General features: G+C 40.7%; 24 protein-coding genes. 6 read left to right on the top strand and 18 right to left on the bottom strand.

Annotated elements, in window-relative coordinates:
* Positions 1–166: 166 nt before the first annotated feature.
* The 15 genes from ACFSVN_RS06635 to ACFSVN_RS06565 form a co-directional block, all read right to left on the bottom strand.
* A complete protein-coding gene (locus ACFSVN_RS06635) occupies positions 167–811 on the bottom strand; it encodes a response regulator transcription factor (protein ID WP_390300290.1) in 645 nt (214 codons plus the stop codon).
* A gap of 75 nt (positions 812–886) precedes the next feature.
* On the bottom strand, positions 887–3,709 hold the full coding sequence (locus ACFSVN_RS06630) for a sensor histidine kinase (RefSeq protein WP_390300288.1): 2,823 nt from the start codon (positions 3,707–3,709) through the stop codon (positions 887–889).
* Positions 3,710–3,768: 59 nt separating this feature from the next.
* Complete coding sequence (locus ACFSVN_RS06625; RefSeq protein WP_390300286.1) at positions 3,769–3,906, bottom strand: hypothetical protein; 138 nt, start codon at positions 3,904–3,906, stop codon at positions 3,769–3,771.
* 185 nt (positions 3,907–4,091) lie between these two features.
* A complete protein-coding gene (locus ACFSVN_RS06620; protein WP_390300284.1) occupies positions 4,092–4,331 on the bottom strand; it encodes a hypothetical protein in 240 nt (79 codons plus the stop codon).
* A gap of 389 nt (positions 4,332–4,720) precedes the next feature.
* Positions 4,721–5,344 carry a response regulator gene (locus ACFSVN_RS06615; RefSeq protein ID WP_390300282.1) on the bottom strand — a complete coding sequence of 208 codons (624 nt, stop codon included), beginning with the start codon at positions 5,342–5,344 and terminating at the stop codon, positions 4,721–4,723.
* A gap of 68 nt (positions 5,345–5,412) precedes the next feature.
* A complete protein-coding gene (locus tag ACFSVN_RS06610) occupies positions 5,413–5,667 on the bottom strand; it encodes a sensor histidine kinase (RefSeq protein WP_390300280.1) in 255 nt (84 codons plus the stop codon).
* Between the two features lie 50 nt (positions 5,668–5,717).
* Entirely contained in the window at positions 5,718–6,695 is a 978-nt protein-coding gene (locus ACFSVN_RS06605) for a tetratricopeptide repeat protein (protein ID WP_390300278.1), read from the bottom strand.
* A gap of 333 nt (positions 6,696–7,028) precedes the next feature.
* Positions 7,029–8,345, bottom strand: coding sequence for an amidohydrolase family protein (locus ACFSVN_RS06600; RefSeq protein ID WP_390300276.1), 1,317 nt, complete (start codon positions 8,343–8,345; stop codon positions 7,029–7,031).
* Between the two features lie 15 nt (positions 8,346–8,360).
* Positions 8,361–9,761, bottom strand: a complete 1,401-nt coding sequence (locus ACFSVN_RS06595; protein WP_390300274.1) for an amidohydrolase family protein — start codon at positions 9,759–9,761, stop codon at positions 8,361–8,363.
* A gap of 4 nt (positions 9,762–9,765) precedes the next feature.
* Positions 9,766–11,112, bottom strand: a complete 1,347-nt coding sequence (locus tag ACFSVN_RS06590; protein ID WP_390300272.1) for an amidohydrolase family protein — start codon at positions 11,110–11,112, stop codon at positions 9,766–9,768.
* 373 nt (positions 11,113–11,485) lie between these two features.
* Entirely contained in the window at positions 11,486–12,016 is a 531-nt protein-coding gene (locus ACFSVN_RS06585; protein WP_390300270.1) for a hypothetical protein, read from the bottom strand.
* Positions 12,017–13,561, bottom strand: coding sequence for a trypsin-like peptidase domain-containing protein (locus tag ACFSVN_RS06580; protein WP_390300268.1), 1,545 nt, complete (start codon positions 13,559–13,561; stop codon positions 12,017–12,019).
* A 9-nt stretch (positions 13,562–13,570) separates the two neighbouring features.
* On the bottom strand, positions 13,571–14,299 hold the full coding sequence (gene recO / locus ACFSVN_RS06575; protein WP_390300266.1) for a DNA repair protein RecO: 729 nt from the start codon (positions 14,297–14,299) through the stop codon (positions 13,571–13,573).
* An 86-nt stretch (positions 14,300–14,385) separates the two neighbouring features.
* A complete protein-coding gene (locus tag ACFSVN_RS06570) occupies positions 14,386–14,877 on the bottom strand; it encodes a hypothetical protein (RefSeq protein WP_390300264.1) in 492 nt (163 codons plus the stop codon).
* Between the two features lie 87 nt (positions 14,878–14,964).
* Entirely contained in the window at positions 14,965–16,596 is a 1,632-nt protein-coding gene (locus ACFSVN_RS06565) for an acyl-CoA carboxylase subunit beta (protein WP_390300262.1), read from the bottom strand.
* Between the two features lie 113 nt (positions 16,597–16,709).
* Between ACFSVN_RS06565 and ACFSVN_RS06560 the strand changes: the two genes are divergently transcribed.
* Genes ACFSVN_RS06560 through queG form a run of 5 tightly spaced genes read left to right on the top strand, consistent with a single transcriptional unit; the run spans position 16,710 to position 21,571 of the window.
* Positions 16,710–18,083 (top strand): GWxTD domain-containing protein, encoded by a 1,374-nt coding sequence (locus tag ACFSVN_RS06560; RefSeq protein ID WP_390300260.1) that lies wholly within the window; start codon positions 16,710–16,712, stop codon positions 18,081–18,083.
* 40 nt (positions 18,084–18,123) lie between these two features.
* Positions 18,124–19,134, top strand: a complete 1,011-nt coding sequence (gene pdxA / locus ACFSVN_RS06555) for a 4-hydroxythreonine-4-phosphate dehydrogenase PdxA (RefSeq protein WP_390300258.1) — start codon at positions 18,124–18,126, stop codon at positions 19,132–19,134.
* A complete protein-coding gene (locus ACFSVN_RS06550; RefSeq protein WP_390300256.1) occupies positions 19,124–19,906 on the top strand; it encodes a class I SAM-dependent DNA methyltransferase in 783 nt (260 codons plus the stop codon). The genes pdxA and ACFSVN_RS06550 overlap by 11 nt, the downstream gene beginning before the upstream one ends.
* Complete coding sequence (gene ftsE, locus ACFSVN_RS06545) at positions 19,888–20,592, top strand: cell division ATP-binding protein FtsE (protein WP_390300254.1); 705 nt, start codon at positions 19,888–19,890, stop codon at positions 20,590–20,592. The genes ACFSVN_RS06550 and ftsE overlap by 19 nt, the downstream gene beginning before the upstream one ends.
* Before the next feature lie 31 nt (positions 20,593–20,623).
* A complete protein-coding gene (queG, locus tag ACFSVN_RS06540; RefSeq protein ID WP_390300252.1) occupies positions 20,624–21,571 on the top strand; it encodes a tRNA epoxyqueuosine(34) reductase QueG in 948 nt (315 codons plus the stop codon).
* A gap of 52 nt (positions 21,572–21,623) precedes the next feature.
* Here the strand turns inward: queG and ACFSVN_RS06535 are convergent, their stop codons facing one another.
* The 3 genes from ACFSVN_RS06535 to ACFSVN_RS06525 form a co-directional block, all read right to left on the bottom strand.
* Complete coding sequence (locus ACFSVN_RS06535; protein ID WP_390300250.1) at positions 21,624–21,896, bottom strand: hypothetical protein; 273 nt, start codon at positions 21,894–21,896, stop codon at positions 21,624–21,626.
* Positions 21,897–21,971: 75 nt separating this feature from the next.
* Complete coding sequence (locus ACFSVN_RS06530; RefSeq protein WP_390300248.1) at positions 21,972–22,439, bottom strand: hypothetical protein; 468 nt, start codon at positions 22,437–22,439, stop codon at positions 21,972–21,974.
* Positions 22,440–22,514: 75 nt separating this feature from the next.
* Positions 22,515–23,147 (bottom strand): RNA polymerase sigma factor, encoded by a 633-nt coding sequence (locus tag ACFSVN_RS06525; RefSeq protein WP_390300246.1) that lies wholly within the window; start codon positions 23,145–23,147, stop codon positions 22,515–22,517.
* Positions 23,148–23,401: 254 nt separating this feature from the next.
* On the opposite strand from ACFSVN_RS06525, the gene ACFSVN_RS06520 reads away from it, so the two are divergent.
* Positions 23,402–23,830, top strand: a complete 429-nt coding sequence (locus ACFSVN_RS06520) for an outer membrane protein (RefSeq protein WP_390300244.1) — start codon at positions 23,402–23,404, stop codon at positions 23,828–23,830.
* Positions 23,831–23,840 lie beyond the last annotated feature (10 nt).

Genomic DNA, 23,840 nt, shown 5'->3' with positions numbered 1-23,840 from the left:
CGGGATATTTTCACTGCATGTGAAATAAAAAAACCCTGCTTTTATCAAAAAGCAGGGTTTTGGTGTATTAGGTTAGTTTAGTCTTGGAAGGACTAATGTTTTAAAAAACTAAAAAAGGCTATTTAGAAATGAACCGCATGATTATGTGGTCTTGATATATGATCTGTCAATCATTTGGGCGGATAATTTTTTTATTGATTCCTTTTGCAATAGCCTCTGAGCGGCTGTGAACCTCCAGTTTTTGATAAATATTCCGAATATGATGGCGGACTCCATCCACTGACAGATAGATCTCTTTCCCTATGGCAGCATAAGACCGGCCTGTGGATAGTTGATTTAAGATCTGGATCTCCCGTTCTGAGAGTTCTTCTTCCATATCTGCTGCCTGCTGAAAAGTTGAAATGATCTTGCGGGCAATATTCGGTGTGATAGGTGAGCCACCTTCGTGCGCATTCCTAATTGCTTCAACCAATTCGTCCGGAGTTACTTTTTTCATGAGATAACCAACTGCACCGGCTTTCAAAGCATCGAAAATATGATCATCGTCATCGTGTATGGTTGCCATTATGATATTCACATCCGGGTGATGTTCACGCATATACTTAACCCCCTCTATGCCGGTCATACCCGGCAACCCAATATCCATGATCATAAGATCAACTCTGTTAATGGCTGTCGACTCGAACGCTTCTTCACAGGACCCAAAACTACCTATCACTGAAAGGTCATCCTCATGCTCAATGAAAGTCTCCCATCCTTCTCTCATATACTCATTATCTTCTACTATGCCTATTTTTATCACGTGATCCATTTTGCGATTTAGATTAGATGTTTAAATCTATGTGCTTATGCAGAAAATAGCACTGCATAACAATGTGGTTTTTATTTAAACCGAGACTTTTAGAATCCAGCGGGTACCAAATCCTTCAGAGGTTTTAAGGGTGATTTCTCCCTCAATCAGATCAACCCTCTTTTGGATATTTACCAAACCATTTCCTTTTTTAACTTTATCGATGTTCATCCCTTTTCCATCATCCTGAACCACCAATTTCAGTACTCCGTCTTCATAATTCATGATCACATCCAACTGTTTTGCGTCAGAGTGACGGGCGGCATTGGTCACCATCTCTTTGAAGATCAACCATAAATGCTGACGGAGCTGCATATCCAGTTTTCCGGGAATATATTCATCGATCTTAAGACTGTATTTTATGCCTTTGCTTTCCAAAAGATCAGAAGCATATCTCCTGCATTTTGACAGAAAAGCCTGCCAGTCGTCATGTTCAGGATTGATAGCCCAAACGATATCGGTGATCTTTTCTTTTGCATCTCCGGCACTGTTAGCGATAAGCTTCACAAAACGGTCTTTATCTTTTTTAACCTTATCACTTTGAATGGCCTCTGCAAAATAACTGATGCTGCTGAGAGTGGCACTTACCTCATCATGGAGGTCAATGGCAATATCATTTCGAATACGCTCAACCCTCAACAACTGGTTTACCCTGATCTTGTAAGCAGTATATAAGATACCAGCTATAGTAACTGTATAGAGTAAATATGCCCACCACGTGCGATACCATGGTGGGAGAATACTGAATGAAATCGATGCAGTGCTCCCTTCCACATCATACACATTCTTGCTTCGTATCAAAAACGAATACTCTCCTTCTGGGATGTTGGTATAATCCTTTTGAGTTTCGGAAGTCCAGTTACTCCAATTCTGGTCAAAGCCTTCCAATTTTACCTGACATCGATTGCGATCGGGGTCAATATAACTTGCAGCTGCATAGGTGAAACGAAGCTCGTTGTCTTTGTAGGGGAATATTAACTCAGATTTTGGTTTCCCATATCCTCCAAAAACCAGAGAATCTCGGTCAATGAAAACAGAGGTAATGTTGGATTTAAATTTACTATTGTAAGTAAAATCAGGATTTTTAAGATAAAAAATCCCTTTAGTTCCCCAGAACCAAACACTATCTCCCATACATTTTATTCCTTCTATTGTATCAGAAGTGCTTTCATTCTTTATTAATCCAAAAGATGAATCATCGGGCGTCCATACGCCCTCAATTTTAACAAGCTTGATTATTTTTTTATTGGCATAGAACCAAATTTGACTTTCCGAACACTGGCTAAAACTCATAACCTGACGACCATTCAGGTTTGTGTTTTTATCAAAAAGATGATTACGTGATAGCCGGTTATTTTCTTCCTGTAAAACATAAAGTCCGCCATTTTCTCCCTCACCTTCTGTTCCAACAAAAAGACTATTTTCAATGATACCCATCGTATTAAAGAATGAAATGCCTAAATCTTGGTCATTCTCAACAGGAAATTGGACGATTCTTTCTTTTAAAACTTTGTATAACCCATTTGATTTGTTTCTAATATATAGCTCTTCTTTCCATCTCATTGCTTGGCTGAAATTAATATCAATATTTACTGGGCTTGTAGAAACCGTTGCCCCTTTGTATGCAATGATTCTTTCGGGGGTTAAGAATTGAAGCTGATCATCCCCAGCCTCTTCCACCTGAACCATATGTGGAAAATCCAGAATTCTGTCACCAATTTGATTATCAGAGGTTTGATATAAACCATCCTCAGCCAAAATATAAGACCTGTTTCTCCAGGTTATTAAAGATGTGATAGAGGGTTCAAAATCAACAGGGTCAAAAAGAATAACCTTTTCTTGCTCGAGGTAACGGCTCACGAACAGCCCGAAAATAGTATGCACCCAAGTATAATTTTCTGAGAAAGAAATATTTAGCACTACATCATTTAAACCCGAATGCTCTCCATAGTGTATCAGATTGTCGGTAATAAGAAGTTTTTGTATGCCTTTTTGTAAGCCAATCCAGAGGTTTTTTTCTTTATCAAGATAAAGATCGTACACCATGTTGTTGGCCAACCCGGTATTCTCATTAAAAATTTTAACCATTTCTCCTTCCCCATCAATAAAAACCACTCCTCCATACAAAGTAGCAAAAGCAAATAGGTCTTCATGGATTTTTATCCCGTCATAAATCTGATTTTCTTGTAAATATTGATCCGCTTTCGTTTCAAATTTTTGAAATGTATTCCCATCGTATGTGAAAAGTAAATTTTGACTGCTTCCAAACAAGTATTCTTTTTCATCTTTTTGAAAAGCGACATATATCACATCTCCCTTTAAAAAAGAAGAGCCTTTTATCCTTTTAAAAACCTCTTTTTGGTTAAAACTCACCATCCCTTTCCGCGAGCCTAAAATCAAAGAATCGCCCGCAATTACTGAGTATCCAAAAAGAGTGTCATCAGGTATTGGAAAACTCCGCAATTCATCATCATCGTACTTGTTGATACCATCTAAATGTCGAAAATAGATGGCATTATTCCATTCATGGGTTTCAAACTGAGGGAGTGCTCTTTTCCCGTATTCTTTTGAAAGAGAATGGTATTCTATATTGTTTACAGAGTCCGGTTTTATAAATCCAAAATCTGATTGACCGCTAACATATACCCGTCCATCAGTACTTGAGTATATGGAGGTGCCTCGTCCAGTTTCACCAATGTGTATATTTTTCCAGTCAATTCCATCAAAAATCAGCAGGCCGTCACCGTTGCCAAAATATATAAACCCGTTAGTATCTTGTTCTGCTGTCCAGTTTTGTACATGGCCACCGTATTCTTCGGGCGGATAATAGAAATGAAATGAAAACCCCTGCCCAGCCACCGGTATAGACAGAGGTAATAATAAAATTAAGAGATTAAAAAATTTAGCTAGCAACTTAATTAACCGCTTCCTCCGCAATTTGGATCAAGAGGATCACAAATGTGGCCTTGTACATGTGTTCTTAAATGTTTCCGGAGCTCTTCGGCTTCTGCATCATCTAACATACCCTTTTCCAATTTCTCTAATTTATTTTTCAACGTGTCTGCATGAATCAAACCTTCCTCATAGACAAAAATAATTTCATAGCCTCTTTTTGGATTTTTATGAAATTTAGTACGGGTAAATGAAGGTTCGTGACCTTCTCCTAAAACCCACTTAACATCTTTATAATCCCAGTTCTGTCCCTGTCCCGATTGTACTCCTGGTACTGTAACAATTAACTCTATCTTTTCTCCATTACCTCTTCGGAATAAAGTAGAATTAATTTTTTCTTTTGATCTTTTTTTAAAACTGAATCTGCTTTAGAGCTTGAGCTTAATAAAGCCGGTTTTTTTGCCCCATTCTTATCTTTTACATGTATAAAAACGGGAGTGCCTAATTGATTCTTAAATTCATCTGGTGCTCCATAATGTATAATTTCATTTGGTGACACACCATTTACATTCTCAGCATAAAAACCCAAAAAAAGTATTCCTATTAAAGTAAGTCCCGTAAAAATTTTTATTGCTTAGCAATTTTAGGTTTAAGGTTGAATCATTGTACCCATTCTAATGATTAATATCACTGCATAATTGTGTGGTTATATCAGCAGTATCAGAAATGAATTAAGCAGTTATTCCATCTAACTTCAAGAAGGAATTTTCAGGGGTCAAAGATAAGAAATCAAATAAAAAAGCCTGTCTTTTCAAGGACAGGCTTTTGCAGTTCTTTAGGTTAGAATAAACTTGTATTACTGAATTTGTATGTCCCTATAAACCCAAACCATATTTGTCTGATACGCCTCTATCATCGGTAACATCTGAGAAGAATGCACTACATAGATATGCGGTTTTAGAATCAGTTTTTATACTTTCAGATCAATTTATCCCGCAATGCCTTTGCAACTGCTTCACTTTTATTACTCACTTCCAGCTTGTTATAAATGTTACGGATATGATACCTGACTCCATCCACCGACAGATACACTTCTTTAGATATCCCTTTATACGAATTTCCTTCAGCCAATAATTTAAGAACCTGAATTTCCGTATCTGATAGTTGAATGGATGAGTCATTTACTCTTTGAAAGGAGTTGATAACCTTGCGGGCAATATTAGGACTCATCGGGGAACCACCTTCGTGAGCATCATGAACAGCGTCAATAAGTTCTTCGGGAGTCACTTTCTTTGATAAGTACCCTATCGCTCCATTCCTAAGTGCTTTAAAGATGCGCTCGTCATCATCATGAATGGTCACCATCATCACGGCAACATCAGGGTTTTTCTCTTTGATGATCCTGACTCCTTCCGTACCAAGCATTCCGGGAAGCTGAATATCAAGAAGGATGACATCGGCTTTAGGCAAGTTGTTTGCTTCGAAAGCATCCTCACAGCTTTCATATTCCGCTAGTACATTCAGATCGGCTTCAAGACCAAGTACGGTGCTCCACCCCTCACGCATGTACTTATTATCTTCTATGATTATAATATTGATCACTAAATGTGGACTTTTTCCTATAGTAAATAATTAATAATCCAAAAGTAACTGCCCGATTAGGCAGTTTTTTAGACCTGGACTTTCAACGTCCACTTTGTTCCTTTCTGAGGGGCACTATCCAGGAGCAGTTTTCCCTTAAGAAGTGTTGCACGTTGGCGGATATTCTTTAACCCGTTTCTGTTGCTCTCTTTTTCAACATCACTACCAATCCCATTGTCGGAAACCGAGAGAAATATAATTCCTTCCTCTTCCTTAAATACTATTTCTGCATGGGTGGCATTTGAGTGAGAGACAAGGTTATTGACCATCTCTTTATAGATCAACCACAGATTTTGTCTTAACTCCAGTTTTACCGGTATTTGAAAGTCCTCACTTATATCAAGTTCATATTCAATTTCTTTACTGTGGAGGGCATCTGCGGCAAAACGCTTACATTTTTTAAGGAACGTAAACCAATCATCTTTTGAAGGATTCTTTCGTTTGGTCGCATAAAGTTAGACGGATCACCATTTAACAATTGTCCTACTGAATCCGCTTTTTGAAGTTTGCCCATTTCCATATATCGATGACCCAGTCTTATTAAGTTGCCGCTTCCGATATTGGGAATGCGATATCTTGTAGTGATCGAAGCAGCATCTTCAAATAAAGCTAAAGCCCGTAATGAGTCTCCTTTCATTTCATAATTACGACCCAAATTCCCCCTCACAATCGCTTTTATTGGGGGAGCCAGGTTTTCATACTCTAAGCAAGGGCTCAATATCTCAATGCTTTTCTCAAAATCACCCAATTCAGTAAAGCTTGTGCTTATCTTACTTAAAATATTGCACCGGTCTTGCGGATTATCTTCATATTCAAGGAATTTCTCGAACATATCTATAGCTAAGTCATGAGCCCCTACATTCACGTACAGATTCCCCAAATTTCCATAAAAATAATGAACCGGATATTCGACTTCTTCCTCTAAATTTTCCCGGTAAGAAATGGCATTGAAGTATAATGATTCGGCCTGGATATAGTCTCTCTGAAGAGTTAACTGGGTGGCTCTTAGATTCTCCACCATTAGATATGAATTATGTTCATTCAGTTTTCTCAGCTTCTCAGAAGCTCTTCTTCGGTAATATAAAGCAGAATCACTATCTAAAAGACGCCAGGCACTTGCGGCAATAAAAAGAGAGAAAGCTTCTTTCTTTTGCTCCTCTATCCCTTTAAGATTTCTGATCTCATCGGAGACTAAAAGCATTGAGTCAGGAGCATTACGCAGATAGCGATTACTCATTTCCACATATTGATAGAGCTTATCTTCGGCAGACTCTATTTCATTGATCTCTGCCCTGATATCCTGAAGGCTCATCGGTGGAAGTGAGGGCCTTTGCTGTGCATAAGGTTGGTTGAAAATGCCCAAAATGAGGAAAACGGAAATCCCGAGGAAAACTGCCCTGCACCTTAAAACTGAAATTAAATAATCTTTGATAACGCCTTCTTTAAAAGTGAACTTCACTGCACTTCGCCTATTTATCATTGCCTGTCGGTAAAATAATAAAAAACCGATCGTCTCCAATCAGTTTTTTTGTTTAGCAATATTAAATATCAACAAAAAACCCCGTACACGCTAATGCACGGGGTTTATAAAAACTTTAAAGTTGATCAGGACAAGATCATCCCATCAACTTTCAACTCTCAATTACTACTCATTAACTGCATCCCTATCCAGGAACTCATCATAGAGTTGAATATGGCGACTGTCCATCGGGATCTTGAATCCTTTGATGAAGACATGCTCGATATTGGTCATAGGCTCAAAAGGATCTCCATCTGAAATAAACAGATTAGCTTGTTTACCTGCTTCCAGAGAACCGATCTTGTCAGCTACGCCAAACATCTCGGCAGGATTTATGGTCACGGCTTTGAGTGCTTCTTCCACTCCCATTCCGTAAGCTGCGGCATAACCGGCTTCGAACGGAGTATTTCTTGAGTTTTCTGTGTCATCAGAAACGATAGCCACTTTTACACCTGCTTCAGCCATTAGTCCCGGATTTTGGTATGGGCGCTGATAGTTGTCGTAGTCGCGGCTTGGAGTGTACAGTGTTGTTGTAAGCACCGGGACACCGGCTTCAGCTATTTCTTCAGCTACACGCCATCCTTCCCGAACGCCTTCAAAGATGAAATTCATGTCATCGTGACCTTTGATCCATTCAATGGCATCCAGGATCTCCTGCTCATCATTTACTGATATTACCACAGGAACATCACCGGCAAGAACTTCACGCATAGCTTCCATCCTTGGATCATGATCCGGTTTGGTTTTACCGGAAGGGTCAGCCTCGTATTCTTTCATCATTTTATCATAAAAGCGAGCTTTATCGAGGAAATCATTGATCTCTTTGAGATTTTCCTCATACTGCTTTTTGATCTCCGCTTCACTGCGGTTGTCCCACCAGCCACCACCGGACGATGAAGGCAGATCCATAACCAGTGCTCCGCTTTTCTTCACAGCCATGGAATCCGGAGAATATCCCCAGAGATCCATCACCGCAGCTTTACCGGCAATACTGCCTGAACTTGGGTGAGAAAGTACGGTTGTAACACCACTTACCCTGGTCACAGGTACTGCGGCACTGTGCGGGTTGAATGCAGTAAAGGCATACATATGTGGGTTGAATTGTCCCAGCTCTGCATTATCAACGGTAACAGGAACGGCTGATATCTCTACCAGGCCTAATCCCGTCCATCCGTCGATGAACCCCGGATAGACATGCTTTCCGGATGCATCAATGCGGGTATATTCGTTGGTGATGCGGGCGTTTTCACCTACAAAGGTGATCTCATTTCCATTGATCAAAATAACGCCACTTTCAATGGTGCCATTTGTAACGGTATGGATAGTGGCTCCCGTAATGGCAAATTTACCATATTCGGGTTTTTCAGTTATCTGTGCTTCGGCTGTGGCGTTTAAACCAAACAGCAGAGCAACAATTACAGCAAAAATATTGAGTTTCTTCATGTTTTTGTCTCCTGTTTAGTTATGAGCGTGTGTTTGTGCCTGATCCTGTAAAAGAATGAAGTTATCCTGAATGCAGGCATCTTCATCTCTGTTATCCACGATCTTGCGGAAATTAGAACCGTCATCGAAGTCGGCACCGGGATTGATCTGAATACGCATGTCATCAGGATCATTTGCCAGGTCAAAATATTTGGTTCCATCCACGAAGGTCATTTCAGCTTTGCTATAGATACTGAGGGGATGTCCGTCCCAAACAACAACATCACCGTGTTTACCTTCTTCAATACTTCCAACACGATCATCAATACCCAACTGAATTGCAGGATGCAGTGTGATCATCTTGATAGCGTCATTTACTGAAGTCTCACCGTAGCGTAAAACCTTAGCTGCTTCGTGATTCAAGGTTCTCAGCAACTGATCATTGTCACTGTTGATACTGTTTACCACCCCATTCGCATTCAGAATGGAAGCATTGTACGCTGTTGAGTAGTACACCTCAAACTTATAGGCCCACCAGTCAGAAAATACGGAGGTCATCGCTCCATTTTTCGCCAGTTCGTTCGCTACTTTAAATGCTTCATTGGCATGCTGAAAGGTATAATTCTCAATTCCATAATCATTGAAAACACGCATGAGCATCAGAATCTCATCTGAACGATAAGAGTGACAGTGAACAAAGATCTCACCTTCAATGATATCATTCAGTACTTCATATCTCAGGTTCTCTGCAACAGGAACCGGAGGCGTACCACGACCTCGTCGGTCGTATTGGGCTTTGGCCTCTAAATAAGCCTCTCTTTTACGTTTGTAATCAAGGGCTTCATCGAAATGACCGCGAACAACCTGCTCAACACCCATACGGGTTCGTGGTTGTATCCCGTTTCCTTGTCCGTGTACACGGGTAGGATTCTCCCCTAAAGCAAATTTGATCGTGCGTTTGGCATTCTCAAATTTCATCCCTTCCTGGGAAGCTCCGTAACGAAGTTTAAGGGTTTCTCCCTGACCTCCAATTACGTTGGCAGAACCGTGCATCAGGTGGATGGTAGTTGCTCCACCGGCCAATGCATGATAGATACCCACTTCATTGGGATCTACGGATTCTTCCATGGTAACCTCAGCTGTAACCGGGTTTCGCGCTTCATTGATATCTACTCCATTTAAATGTGAGTGAGCGTCAATGATACCGGGCATTACAAATTTGCCGGTAGCATCTACCGTTTCAACTCCACGGGGAGCTCTGAGATCTTTTCCGATCTCCCGAATAATTCCATCACGGATCAGTACATCCGTTTCTTCCAGATCACCATTAGTTACAGTGATCACCGTTGCATTTTGAATTAGAACCGAGCCTTTGTCCTGCGCTTGTGCAGTTAGTCCAAAAGCTGCGATCATACATAGTGTTAAAAGTTTCTTCATCTTCTTAATTCCCATTAAATTCGTGAATAATGCCATTCGAAATACTGTGAAGTACTTTCGCTTTTTCTTCGGTCATAGCCTTGTTAAATACCGAGAAGCTGGCGTTTTTGCCACTTTCAAGACTCCCATGTGTTCGGTTCAACCCTAAAATGTTAGCCGTGTTGGCACTCATAAGGGTTACCAGGTTAGTCTCCGAAAGTCCGCCCTCCTCCAATAATATTTCGATTTTGGCAGACAGATCTTTTAGTTCGAGCCCTGAAGAAGAAAATCCTACAGAAACACCGGCATCCATCAGTTTTTTGATGTTGGTAACTTCAGCTTTCCAGGCTGCCAGCTGCTTTTCACGATAATTCTGTTCCTCTTCAGAGATCTCTTCTTCTGAAGCTTCCTCTTCATCGGAATCTTTTTCTTTCTTTTGCTCAGCATACCATTCCGGCATATCAGTAAAATCGATACCGGCTAAAACAGGAATGTTTCTTCGCTTAAGTTCGTCTGCTTTGGCATAAGCTTCCTTACCGGAAACTATGACCACATCGAATCCAAATTCATCCTGAAGTTTTAAAAGTCTTTCAATATGCTCTTTAGAATCAACTTCAAAAAATAGCGGGGCTGAATTGTTCACAAGTGGGAATATCGCTTCCAGTACACGGTCTCTGTCAGGCGCCGGCATTTCCGGGTTTTGCTCATAATATTTGATATGCTGTTGTAGAGCAGTAGCATCAAACATGACCTGTCTGAACTTGGCCATCACTCCCATTAATGTGGATGGATATGCTCCACTACCCCATCCACCTGGTGCCGTATCAAATGACCCGGCCAGTCCCATCGGTCCTTTGATGAGCCCAACATTATCGTGACTTGAGGAAAGGTAGAAAGCTTCAACTTGTCCCGGAAGCATATATCCATTTGGAAACAAAGCCGCAGTAGTAAAACCGGCCTTCATAAAAGCTTCAAAGTTCTTGTCTTCCGTTAAAAGCTCGGAAGGTTTTCTTTCGGGTTGTACTTCGGATCGATAGTAAGGAGGGTTTCCGGGATCATCTAATTCAGGCAGATCCTGACTTCGGGGCAACGAAGGACTCCCCAAGGTAGAAAAGCCATCGATAAAACCCGGATAGACATATAAACTGTCGCCACCGTCGATCTCGAAAGCATCAAAAGGGATGGCTGCGTTTGTTCCAATGGCTTCGATCACACCGTTTCGCCAAACAACAGTGGCCGATTCAGTGATTGAGCCATCAGTATGGTGAATAGTTACGTTCTTTAGTGCATGGGCCGGTGTGGTTTGGGCAAACACACCCTGCATACTCAAGCCCGCAAAAAGAAACGCAAATAAAAGTAATTGTTTTCTCATAACAGATAGTCTGATTTTAATTATTTAGGTGGCAACAATAACAGCATTAATTCACTCTTAATAAAGGTAGGGGAATCAAAATTTTGTAAATGTTACTTTTTAAAATTAAAGTAGAATTGCATAAATATAGTTTCCTGAAAAGTGATTACATAGCCAATATTCACTATCGGACTTATCCCGATATTTAACTTAGACCGTTCACTGATGCTGAACCGGTGGGTTATACCCAGGTAAGATCTATTCTATAAATGCTTCAGGATAAGATCAATCTATCCGTATACTTTTGTAGTTATGACATCAGACCACCACTTCGACAAGAAGGATGACAAGGATTACCATCAACAAGATTGCAGGGAGAGCAAGTCAGCTAAAATTAATCAGGAAGTATTTCTGAATTTTTTAGAGCATTCCAAAAGCGTGTTTTTCCACTAAAACCGTCTTCAAGAAGACCCATTAACTCATTTTTTGTGATAGAAACCTCAGAAAATCCTCGATAGTAATTCTCTTCTTTATTGGCAGATTTATTACCGGAAACAGCTTCTTCCTGGACTGCATCATGTGCGTTTCTGAGAGTAATGATAAAATCGGTATCAGTGGCAATATCTGAACCTTGATCTTCAAGTTCTTCCCGAACTGACTCTAATTTTCTGGCAATATAGCTTTCCAAATTTACCCTAGCCTGTAATTCTGCATTTGCCATGGCAATCACAGAGTCTGACGAAACTGCGGTTGCAAAACCATTGTAGGAAAGAGAATCTACCGAAAACCCGGAGTGAATATACCACCCCGGATAAATACCCGTAGATCCTTCGCTTGATACAGCTGTTTGTTCCGTTGCGGAACACCCGAAAAACCCCATTGTAACCATCAATACTAATATAAATCCTTTAAAAATACGTGGCATCTAATCCTGTTTTATTTCTATAAAACCGCGAGCACCTTCTTCGTTAACGATCTCAAGTGTCACTGATCCTTTTTCATTTAAATTACGGCGCATAAGTTCTTCCAATTCGGAGAGATCTTCAACCTTTTCTTCTTCTATTTTTAAAATTTGTTGATCAGCTCTTAATCCACGATTCCACGCTTCTGAATATCTGTATACACGGTCCACATAAAGATCAAATTTATCGGCATCTTCAGGAGTTGCTAATGCCATGATCCGAAATCCCGGCTCAAATTCTTTATACATCACTCCATCATTATTCCCTTCAGGGATCTCTTCCGGCATCACGGGTTGTTCGTTTGAAGATATCTCAGGGATGGATTCCTGCTCCAGAATTTTTAAAGCGACATCCTTATCAATGATCTCACCTTCTCTAAGAATGCTTAACCGTACAGTTTCTCCCGGACTTAACACGGCAACCTGTTGCTGTAATTGATTCGCCTCATTCACTTTGATACCATTGACCCTAAGCACTACATCACCGGGCCTGATGCCGGATTCAAATGCAGCTCCATTCTCAGACACATTTAATATTTCAACACCCCGCACAGTTTCCATTCCTTTTTCTACAGCACGATCATAGTCAACCCCGGCAATAGTAACTCCCAACAAAGCCCTGCGTACCCGGCCGTACTCGATAAGGTCTTCTGCAACTTTAATTGCCAGATTACTTGGTACTGCAAATCCATAACCTTGATAGGTCCCTGTTTGTGAAGCAATAGCTGTATTGATTCCAACTAACTGTCCACTTGTATTTACCAACGCACCGCCACTGTTTCCACGATTAATAGCAGCGTCAGTTTGAATGAAACTTTCAATACGCATCTGATCGTTAATGATCTGCACATCCCGGCTTAATGCACTTACAATACCGGCAGTTACCGTAGAACGTAACCGAAATGGGTTTCCAATGGCAAGCACCCACTCTCCTACATCAAGGAATTCTGAATCGCCTACAGTTATTTTAGGAAGATCAGAACCATTGATCTTTATTACTGCAAGATCAGTACTGGAGTCAACTCCTACAACTCTGGCAGGATATTCCCTTTTGTCATTTAAAACCACTCTGAGACCTTTATCCACAGCTCCATCAATCACATGATTGTTTGTGAGGATGTATCCGTCTGAAGTGATCAAAACTCCCGAACCGACTGTCCTGGCTCGGCGTGGCATTAAGCGATCCCAGATGCTTTCTTCGTCTTCGTTATCAAACTCACCTTGTTCATCGTCATTGGGTACTCCCCCTTCAATTGGGACTATGGCTTCTATATAAACAACAGTAGGTGTTACTTCCTCGGCGACCTTTTTAAAAAGAAAGCGTGCATCCGCTCCTTCCAAAGCTTCATCAGAAATTAAAGGTTCACTGCTGCGGGTTATTTCTGTAGTTCTGACTTCAGCCAAGGGGGCCAGCTCTTCGTTTATAGTGTACAAGGCGATCAAAGTCCCGGCTGTAATGCCGATCATAACCAATAATAACCCTGTAAGAATTAGATCTTTCCTTTTCATAGTATTTACCTATAGCATCTGTTCAAAAATGGCATCTGACCTTCGTTCCTGATAGCCTTCAATATGATATTTAAAGTATACATCTATATGGTGAACAAGTTGCTTCAATTCTCCATTCTCTAATCCTACACTAAATATCTTTTTACTTTTACCGGACATAGCCAAAATAATAAATCGGGTTTGGGCTTCAGTTAATTTATAAGATAATTCCTCTTCAGGTTGTTCCGAAATGTTACCGGATGAAATATTCAGATAGGCCATTTCAGGAATCCTGGTTAATGCACTCACCAAACCAATACCGGTTATTTCGGCCAGCCTGATCTGAACATACGTGAATACCGATGGATAGGTTTCCTCTGCATCCCCCAGCCATTGGATGAAATTCAGTGCAAAGGTAAAGATCGGCTCGTTGACCTCATGCTCGTGCAAAAGCTGACTCAATAACTCAAGTGTAGAATATAATATTGCTGCCCGTTCAAAATCTTTTCGGAAGCTCTCAGTGGAATAGTGAACGGAGGCTTCGGTAAGAGTTTGTACTCCTCTCGATTGTTTGTAATAGTATACTACATCCAAAACAGCACCGATCTCCAGAATTCCTGCCAGCTTGTTTTTAGGTTTCTTAGTACCCTTGGCGATAAGCGCGATCTTGCCGTGCTCTTCAGTCAATACCGTCAGGATCTTACTTGATTCCTGATAATCAATTACGCGTAAAATTATGGCTTTGGTGTGTGCGATCATAGTGCTTGAACATATCTCAGATGGAGGACAAAAGAAACAGGATAACAGGTTTTAGTTTTTAGGTGTTAGGTTTTAAGGGTTTCTTTTTAACTTTCGAGGAATTCTATTCGGAATTTAAAATAGATATCTAGTTTCTCTTCCAGCTCCTGATAAAGTTGGTAGATTTGATCGAGTTCTTCCTCATCTGATTTCACCAAACGAATGTAGCCGTTATCAGTCATCAGGTCTAAGGTGAACCATTCCTTTGCCCCCATTCCTTTGCTGAATAGAGCTTTACCACTTTCAAAATTGGAGAGCAGGAGCTCATCTACATCACCAAATCCTATGGTCTGCAGCCGGATCCGAAAGTAATTGAAAAAACGGTAGTATCTGCTAACGGTATATTCGTCTTTATTGAACTCAAATTCATAGCGAGAAAAGATCTTTTGAAGTACGGCAAATGCGAATATCAGGAAGAACAGAGCAAATACAAATCCCAGTAAGAAACTGGAAAAGAACATCAGGAAGTCGATGAGCGTAAAACTCGCCTCCACCCCAAGAAATACCACATTATTTTGCTTATAAAGATCGTAATTCATGGGTTGAAAACTGTTATGTGTGAGTACCCGAAAACAAAGGGCACCTTTATGGTACCCTTATCTATACACTTCAATATTGGAATACGCTTAGGTTTGCATTACTCCCGTTTTAAACTCCTCGATCTCAGGTTTTAAATTAGCACATTCAATAGCTTTCGAAATGCGTTCCCTGGTTTCAATCGGATTGATAATGCCATCAACCCAAAGCCGTGAAGCAGCGTACCGGACATCAGTCTGATGATCATATCTATCACTGATCTCTTTCATGATCCTCTCCTGATATTCTTCACTTACCTCTTTCCCTTTTTTCTTCATGGAGGCAACCTGTATCTGCATCAATGTCTTGGAAGCTGAAGCCCCTCCCATCACTGCGATCTTGGCTGTGGGCCATGCATACATGAACCGGGGGTCATAGGCTCTGCCGCACATTGCGTAATTACCTGCTCCATAACTGTTGCCCACCACGATCGTAACCTTAGGTACAGTACTGTTGCTCATGGCATTTACCATTTTTGCCCCGTCTTTGATGATGCCACCATGTTCACTGCGCTTTCCGATCATAAATCCGGTTACATCCTGGAAGAAGATCAGCGGTATTTTCTTTTGGTTACAGTTCATGATGAAACGGGCGGCTTTATCGGCACTATCAGAGTAGATCACTCCACCGATCTGCATCTCCCCTTGCTTGGTTCTGTTTACCGTACGCTGGTTAGCTACAATCCCAACACTCCAGCCGTCAATGCGGGCATATCCTGTGATCAATGTCTGGCCGTAGCCTTTTTTAAATTCTGTAAAGCTGTCTTCATCTATAATGCATTCCAGCAGATCGTTCATGTCATAAGGACTGTTGCGTGTTTCCGGAAGGATCTCAAATACATCACTTGCAGGCCTTTTGGGTTCTTTGGGTTCCTTTCGATTAAATCCTGCAGTATCAAAAGGGCCAAGCTTATCAATTAGATCACGGATAGTGGAAAGGCATTCCTCATCATCTTTCATCTTATAATCTGTAACTCCTGAGATCTCAGTATGGGTTGTAGCACCGCCCAGTGTTTCATTATCCACATCCTCCCCGATGGCTGCCTTAACGAGGTAACTCCCGGCAAGAAATACACTTCCTGTTCCATCCACGATCAATGCTTCATCACTCATAATTGGCAGATACGCTCCACCGGCCACGCAACTTCCCATGATCGCAGCTATTTGTGGAATTCCTTTAGCAGAGATCACAGCGTTATTTCTGAACATACGTCCGAAGTGGTCCTTATCCGGAAAGATCTCATCCTGCATCGGTAAAAAGACACCGGCTGAGTCAACAAGGTAAATGAGAGGAATATGGTTCTCAATAGCGATCTCCTGCGCTCTCAAATTTTTCTTAGCGGTGATCGGAAACCATGCTCCGGCTTTAACAGTGGCATCGTTAGCAACGATCATACATTTTCGGCCACTTACCTCACCGATGCCTGTCACTACTCCTCCGGAAGGGCAACCGCCCTGCTCCTCATACATTTCATAACCGGCCCAAAGACCCAGCTCATAAAACCGTGAATCTTTATCTGTGAGGTGCTCAATACGTTCACGAGCTGTTAACTTGCCTTTCCCGTGTTCCTTATCAATGCGTTTTTGACCGCCTCCGAGTTTTATCTCAGCTTCAGTTTCTCCAAATTCCTCGATTAACTTATGTAGCCAATTTTTGGTGTCGCTTTCGGAAGTGTTACTCATAAACCGATTTTTTTATCTTAATACTCTTGTTTGAAATGATGCGTTGAAAATAGGGATTATATTTATTGTGTAAACCCCGATATTGATTTAATTCATTCAAAAAAATGATCTTTATGAGTAAAAGAATTTTAGCTTTACTTCTTTTTGCAGGAATTTCCAGCTCTTTGATCGCCCAGCGAGTTTCCTATCCACAGTTGGTAAATCGTACTGAGAGTCCCACTATTTTCATAGACGATATTATACTTCCGGGAGAAAACGGGAACTCAACCCTTGCGTTCATTTTCAGGTTTAATAATGATTTTATTCCGTTTAAACGAATATCCGGAAATGATTTCAATACACCTGAAGAAGCTGATTTTTATTCTACAATGCGATTTAATTCTGAAGTTTTTGAGGGAGAGTTAAAACGGCGTCAGCAGCCTTCCACAAATTCAGTGGCACGAGATACCTGGCGAGATACCTTATTTACTGCCAACTTTGAGGAAACACAATCCAAAGAAAAATATGCGTCCGGTGCACTCAGCATGCAACTTTCCCCGGGTACATATAATTTTATGCTCCAGCTTTCGATGATGCAAGAAGTATCTGATCGGAATACACAGCGAAGAAATATCACGGTGCCTGACCTCAATAAGAAGAATACCGGTGAGGTATACCTGATCAAGGATGTCGACTCAGCTCCCAGCACTACATCACTAAAGCTGATGAATATGGAGAATAATGTCTTGTTTGGAAAAGACTTTCATGCTTTGATTCGCATTCCGAATTATGACTCTTCAGCGGAGTATAGTTTAAAAATAAATAACGCGAATATTTCAAGGGATGACACAACTTCAGGATCCAATGTGTTTACTTATACACTTAAAAAAAGCGATATTCGCACAAACTCAACCATCAAACTTAATAAGAGCGAGAACCCATCATTGCATTTGATTCAAGGAGATCATCCCTTTACTTATGCTTTGGTTCCTATTCCTGCAGCTAAATTTGACAATGCTCTTTACTTGCTTACAGTTGCCAAGAACAAAGAAGATAGATCCCTTGCCCGATATCTGTTCCGGTCTTATTGGCCTGACATGCCCGCTAGCTTATACAATCTGAACATATCCATAGATATGCTTAAATACATCCTCTCAGAGAATGAATTGAATCAGTTGAGGAAAGGAAACGATGAGGAAAGAGAACGTAAATTCAGGCAGTTCTGGGAGCAAAGAGACCCTACTCCAAATACCGTTTACAATGAGCTTATAGCTGAATATTATCGAAGGATCGATTATGCTTTTAAGGAATTTGGGAGTCAGGAAAATCCAATGGGGCATGAAAATGACCAGGGTGAGGTCTATATCAAGTATGGACCTCCAAATGAAAAAGAACGCATCTTTCCCCCGCATGGAAAGACTCGTGAAATATGGAAATATTCTGACCGAACCTTTGTATTTGAAGCAAGTACCGGCTTTGGTGACTTCGTTTTAGTAGGAACCCGATGATGCTGTTAATTACTCCTTATAAACTGTAGTTTCTGTTGGTATGAAGAGAAGAAATATTCCGCATGTAGCAATTTCTATTGGTGATTTTAATGGGATCGGACCTGAAATTATTCTCAAAACGTTGGCAGAGGCTGATCTATACAGTTCCACACCGATCATAATTTCTTCAAAAGAGGTCATTGAGCGAGCTGAGGAATTCACTCAATCCGGGATCGTTTACAATTTTGTTAGTGATATCTCTGAAACAAAGAACAATGTGATCAATATTCTGGAACTGAAATCCAATGGTATTAAGTACACTCCCGGTATTCAGTCTGCCCAAAGTGGCAAGGTTGCCATGCAATCCATCGAAACTTGTATACAACTTTGCTTGAATAATGATACTGATGCCATGGTAACGGCACCCATTTCAAAAGAAGCGGTGAATTTGGCCGGTTATGATATTCCAGGTCACACTGAATTCCTGGCATCAGAAACCAAGACTGAATTCGTTTTGATGATGTTGGTAAGCGGAAGTCTAAGAGTTGCCCTGGTTACCACTCATATTCCAATTACAAAAGTCGCTTCTGAGATAAGTGAAGAGCTTATTGAGACCAAGATCAATATCCTTGCAAATAGTTTAAAAAATGACTTTGGAATCTCTCACCCAAAAATTGCCGTTCTTGGACTTAACCCTCATGCCGGTGACGGTGGAGTGATCGGGATGGAGGAGATCGATACTATAAAGCCTGTCCTGAACAAAATTAAAGAACAAAAGCATGATATCATCTTACACGGGCCCTTTCCTGCCGATGGATTTTTCGGGCAGAAATTACACACCAAACATGATGCAATTTTAGCAATGTACCATGATCAGGGGTTGGCTCCTTTCAAATTACTTTCATTCGGAAGCGGGGTGAATTTTACCGCTGGACTTCCGATCATTCGTACCTCACCGGATCATGGCACAGCCTTTGACATTGCGGGTAAAGGTATTGCCGATCCGTCCTCATTTAAAGAAGCCTATAATTTGGCTGTTGAACTTGCAAAAAAACGAATTAGTGAAGACTGAACAAACTGAGATCTATTCAGCACTGGCTCATCTCTACGACATCCTGATGCAGGATGTAGATTATGAAATGTGGGCTGATTTTATTGATGAAGTCATACAGACCCACCATCCGGATCCTATTGATGTCATGGAAATGGCATGTGGGACTGGTGCTGTAGCGCTCTGCCTCTCTGAACTCGACGTATATGAACTAACGGCTACTGACAAGTCGGGGGCTATGATAGAAAAAGCCAGACAAAAAGCGGCTGAAAGGGAGGCCGATGTTCAATTTCATACTATGGATTTCAAAGATATCAATAGCGATAAAAAATATGATGTCGTATTTTCGGTTTTTGATAGCATAAATTATCTCCATAATGAAGCAGATATATTAAAAATGTTACGGGGTTGTCAGAACATTTTGAAACCCGGTGGCCTTCTTATCTTCGATTTTTCCACTCCTCAGAATTCGCTGGAAGCCGTAGATTATCTGAATAATGAAGAAGGTGGTTTTGGTTCTTTTCGCTATTTCAGGGAAAGCAGATACGAGCCAGGCGAACAATTTCATTATAATGAGTTCGATATTGAAGAACTTGCGGAAGATGGGAAAACCGTGATCCGCAGTTTTAATGAAGTACACAAACAGCGTATTTATTCCCTGCAAGAAATGTTGTCTATTTTGGAACAAACCTCCTATCATCAGGTAGCCAAATACGAGGGCTTTGACTTGGTTGATGCCGATGAAAACAGCAGCCGCATAACAATGGTACTTAGATGTCAGAAACAGCAGTAATAGAACTTAAAAATGTATCCTTAAGATTCGATAACACCCAGGTGTTGAAGAATGTTAATTTCAAACTACATAACGGTGAATTCACCTATTTGATTGGTCCTACCGGTGTGGGTAAAAGTTCATTCCTGAAATTGCTTTACAGAGATGTTGTGCCTGATCATGGAACTGTCAGGGTAACCGAATATCCCGTCAACAAGATCAGTGAACGGGAAGTGCCAATGTTGCGCCGCAGATTGGGAATCGTATTTCAGGATTTCCAGCTTTTACAGGATAGAAATGTACATGATAACGTAGCTTTTGCCCTTCAGGTTACCGGAGAAAAACCAAAGTTTATCAAACAACGAGTGCTCGAAGTGTTGACAATGGTTGGACTGAGTCACCGCAGAAGACATATGCCTAAAGACCTTTCCGGTGGCGAGCAGCAACGGGTAGTTATTGCCCGGGCTTTGGCAAATGAGCCTCGAATTTTACTGGCAGATGAGCCCACAGGAAATCTTGATCCAAAAGCTACCAAGGAAATCATGGAACTCCTCAGAAGTATCAATAACCGGGGAATGGCTGTACTAATGGTCACTCATGATTATGCAGTAGTGAAAAAATATAAAGCCCGTACTGTACGTATGGTTAATGGGAAAACTCAGGATTTGGTCTGGAAGGGTGAAAAACTGGTTCCCATTAAATCATAAATCCAGAATGAATTAATCATTCAATTTTATTTTGCTAAAGCAACAAAAGCTTACAGAACTGATACGCACTCATGCTCTTAAACTGGGTTTTGATGCCTGCGGTTTTGCTAAAGCACAATATCTTCCCAACGAAGCTCGCAGACTTGAGGAATGGTTAGACCAAGAGCGCCATGGCACCATGGATTGGATCACCAACTATTTTGATAAACGGGTTGACCCTACACTGCTCGTGCCAGGATCAAAAACGGTGGTTTCAGTTTTGGCAAGTTATCATCATCCCAAACATAAGGATCAGATTGGAGTTAAGGATCAGCCCCTTATCTCAAAGTATGCCCAGGGTCGGGATTATCATAAAGTACTCAGGAAGAATTTAAAAAAGCTTTTCAGTTTTACAGAAGAACTTTTGGGCGGACTTGAAGGTCGTATTTTCACTGATTCAGCTCCTGTTCTTGATAAAGTATGGGCACAACGTGCCGGACTTGGATGGATCGGTAAGAACTCCAATTTGCTCAATAAAAACATAGGGTCTTTCTTTTTTATCGGGGAGATGATCATAGATGCTGAATTAAGCTATGACACCCCCGTAACCGATCATTGTGGTTCTTGCACTAAATGTATTGACGCCTGCCCCACAGATGCCATCTACGAGCCATACCGGGTAGATGCGAATAAGTGCATCTCTTACCTTACCATAGAGTTGAAAAATGAGATCGACAAGAAATACCAAACTAACATTGAAAACTGGATATACGGGTGTGATATCTGTCAGGATGTTTGCCCCTGGAACAGTAAATCTGTTTTAGCTCAATTTGAAGATCTTCACCCCAGGGATTACGTTGCTGAACGTGATCTGGAATTTTGGGAGAACCTAACTCCAAAACAATATGATGAGGTTTTTGAGGGAAGTGCTATTCGCAGGGCCAAATATGAAAAGTTTAAATCAAATGTTGAGATAGTAGCTGACAACCTTTCCAGCTAATAAAAAAGCCGGCTCAAGTAAGCCGGCTTTTTCTAACAGATTTCAACAATACTTAGTAACCTACTGTAGAGCAGTCAACATTAGTAAAGCTATCATTCCAGCAATACCTGTTCGCCGTATCAGTACCTTCTTGGTAATATCCGGTTAGCGCAGTAGTATTCCAGTGTACGTAGATATTATTCTGGCTATCAGTATCACTGAATGTAACATCAAAGATATTACCATTCTGGGTATAGGTATACGTTTGAACACCGGTACCATCGCCAAAGTATTCGGTAGTAGATTCAAAATTATCTTCACCTGTTCGTTCCCAGGTAGTTTCCATAAATGGTTCCTCCTGATTACTCTCAGGATCAAGGCTGTTGAATGTCCAAGACCCGGATGAACCGTCTTGAGCTATTCAACCCTCTACCATTGTATAATCTTCAAAAGAGGTTCCCTGTCCGTCATCATAAGACCAATTCATTTCCCATACTAGATTGTCGCCAACCTCTTGAGAGGTAAGAACAATAGAGGCAGTCTCCCCTTCGAAACTATAGGAATATTCCCATCTCCATGTTCCATTATTAAAGTCTGCTTCGGCTTGATCAGCAGAACTGAAGAAAGCGGTATAGAATAATCCGGAAGAAGTTACAGCCGAAAGCCCTGTTGCATAAAAATAGGCTTCAGTAAAATTGGTGTTATTTTCCTGACCAGTTGCTTGACTATTTTGTTCGAAATAGGAAAGGTCGGCATCAATATTTTCGAATTCAGGAAACTCAGGTGGATCTTCATTACCTGATGAAGCGGGATCATCACCACAGGCGGTTATAAACAGCGCAAAAATCAGAATAAAAGAACTGAGTTTTAAAGTATTTGTGTATTTCATGAGCTTTACATTTTATTGTTGGATAATTCAATATATAAATGCGCAAGAAATTTGAGAATAGGGTTAAATATGTTTTTAAAACTTATCCTTCTTGTCGATCAAGGCCTTATATAGCAGCTCTCTTGCCCGAAAAATATGAGCTTTTACCGTCCCAAGAGGTAAATCTAATACCTCTGCAATTTCCTGGTACGACTTTTCCTCCATATGCCTCATCTCAATAACTGCCTTGTATTTTTCAGGCAGATTCTGGATCGCATGCTGAACGATCTGTTTTCTCTCCTTCTTTATCACCGGTTCATCAGTAGAAAAATTCTCATCCGGAAGCTGTATTTCCATTTCACCATCCTTGGTCTTATAAGGCTGGTTAATAGATAACGTTTGCAGCTTTTTCTTTCGCAAATAGTCTATGGTGTGATTAGTGGCAATCCGGTATAGCCATGTTGAAAAAGCATATTCATTACTATAAGTGGACAGGTTGTGAAAGGCTTTCATAAACACCTCTTGCACGAGGTCTTCAACCAATTCCACTTCCTTGATCATCTTGCGAATATGGAAATAGAGTGGTTTTTGATATTTATCTACAAGCTTCTTGTAAGATTCTTCTTTACCTGCTAACGCTTCTGCCACAAACTTATCGTCTTCAAGACTGCTTGCAGAGGCGTTTTTTCTGGGTGAGTTATTTTTGATCTCGGAGTTTTCTTCTGACATATCGTAAATGATTCAATCCCTAAAATACAAAGCCTTTGGTAAATGAAAATGCCTTTTTAATAGTTTTTATGAATTTGATCCTTTTTAATTCCAGACCACGCATAAGTAGGTGAAGCAGAAATGCAATAATTTTAAATTCAACCAAATATAAAATACTTATGAAAAAACTAATTACTTCTTTGTTCATTGTCTTAGGCACCGTATTCATTGTAGAATCGGCACATGCTTAATTTACTAATGTTGGAGTCGGCCTGATGTATGGTTCTGAGATCGAGCAACCAGGTTTACGAGTTGATGGGGTTTATCAGATCAACGAAGAATTTAGAGCTGTAGCGGACTTTGGTTTTTATTTACCAGATGAAACTGATTTAGGTGGAGGAAACACCCTTACTATTACTTGGTGGGAATTAAACTTCAATGGTAATTATATATTCCATAACGATGAAGAAAGCGGTCTCCAAGCATATGCTTTAGCCGGTTTAAATATTACCGGTATCAGTTCTGAATTTGATGGCGGTGGAGATAGCAGTGACTCAGAAACTGGATTAAACCTTGGTGCCGGAATCGAGTACGGAATGAGCTTCGGGAACCTTTTTGGTGAAGCTAAAATGGCAAATGTCGGAGGAGACGCTGATCAATTTGTAGTAGGTGTCGGAGTTCGATTCCCGGTAGGTGGAAACTAATTCTGATCAT

Source organism: Gracilimonas halophila (assembly GCF_042684365.1).
GTDB classification, from domain to species: Bacteria; Bacteroidota; Rhodothermia; order Balneolales; family Balneolaceae; genus Gracilimonas; species Gracilimonas halophila.
The sequence above is the reverse complement of the archived record's forward strand: the minus strand, read 5'-3'. Positions and strand labels throughout refer to the sequence as shown.

Coding starts and splice junctions, on each gene's coding strand:
- recO (WP_390300266.1), bottom strand. CDS start 14,299: ATGATCGCACACACCAAAGCCATAATTTTACGCGTAATTGATTATCAG.
- ACFSVN_RS06535 (WP_390300250.1), bottom strand. CDS start 21,896: ATGGAAACTACCTGGGAACGAACAGGTGAAGATAATTTTGAATCTACT.
- ACFSVN_RS06590 (WP_390300272.1), bottom strand. CDS start 11,112: ATGAGAAAACAATTACTTTTATTTGCGTTTCTTTTTGCGGGCTTGAGT.
- ftsE (WP_390300254.1), top strand. CDS start 19,888: ATGTCAGAAACAGCAGTAATAGAACTTAAAAATGTATCCTTAAGATTC.
- ACFSVN_RS06605 (WP_390300278.1), bottom strand. CDS start 6,695: ATGAGCCTTCAGGATATCAGGGCAGAGATCAATGAAATAGAGTCTGCC.
- ACFSVN_RS06595 (WP_390300274.1), bottom strand. CDS start 9,761: ATGAAGAAACTTTTAACACTATGTATGATCGCAGCTTTTGGACTAACT.
- ACFSVN_RS06530 (WP_390300248.1), bottom strand. CDS start 22,439: ATGAAATACACAAATACTTTAAAACTCAGTTCTTTTATTCTGATTTTT.
- ACFSVN_RS06600 (WP_390300276.1), bottom strand. CDS start 8,345: ATGAAGAAACTCAATATTTTTGCTGTAATTGTTGCTCTGCTGTTTGGT.
- pdxA (WP_390300258.1), top strand. CDS start 18,124: ATGAAGAGAAGAAATATTCCGCATGTAGCAATTTCTATTGGTGATTTT.
- ACFSVN_RS06520 (WP_390300244.1), top strand. CDS start 23,402: ATGTATGGTTCTGAGATCGAGCAACCAGGTTTACGAGTTGATGGGGTT.
- ACFSVN_RS06525 (WP_390300246.1), bottom strand. CDS start 23,147: ATGTCAGAAGAAAACTCCGAGATCAAAAATAACTCACCCAGAAAAAAC.
- ACFSVN_RS06585 (WP_390300270.1), bottom strand. CDS start 12,016: ATGCCACGTATTTTTAAAGGATTTATATTAGTATTGATGGTTACAATG.
- ACFSVN_RS06570 (WP_390300264.1), bottom strand. CDS start 14,877: ATGAATTACGATCTTTATAAGCAAAATAATGTGGTATTTCTTGGGGTG.
- ACFSVN_RS06565 (WP_390300262.1), bottom strand. CDS start 16,596: ATGAGTAACACTTCCGAAAGCGACACCAAAAATTGGCTACATAAGTTA.
- ACFSVN_RS06635 (WP_390300290.1), bottom strand. CDS start 811: ATGGATCACGTGATAAAAATAGGCATAGTAGAAGATAATGAGTATATG.
- ACFSVN_RS06560 (WP_390300260.1), top strand. CDS start 16,710: ATGAGTAAAAGAATTTTAGCTTTACTTCTTTTTGCAGGAATTTCCAGC.
- ACFSVN_RS06580 (WP_390300268.1), bottom strand. CDS start 13,561: ATGAAAAGGAAAGATCTAATTCTTACAGGGTTATTATTGGTTATGATC.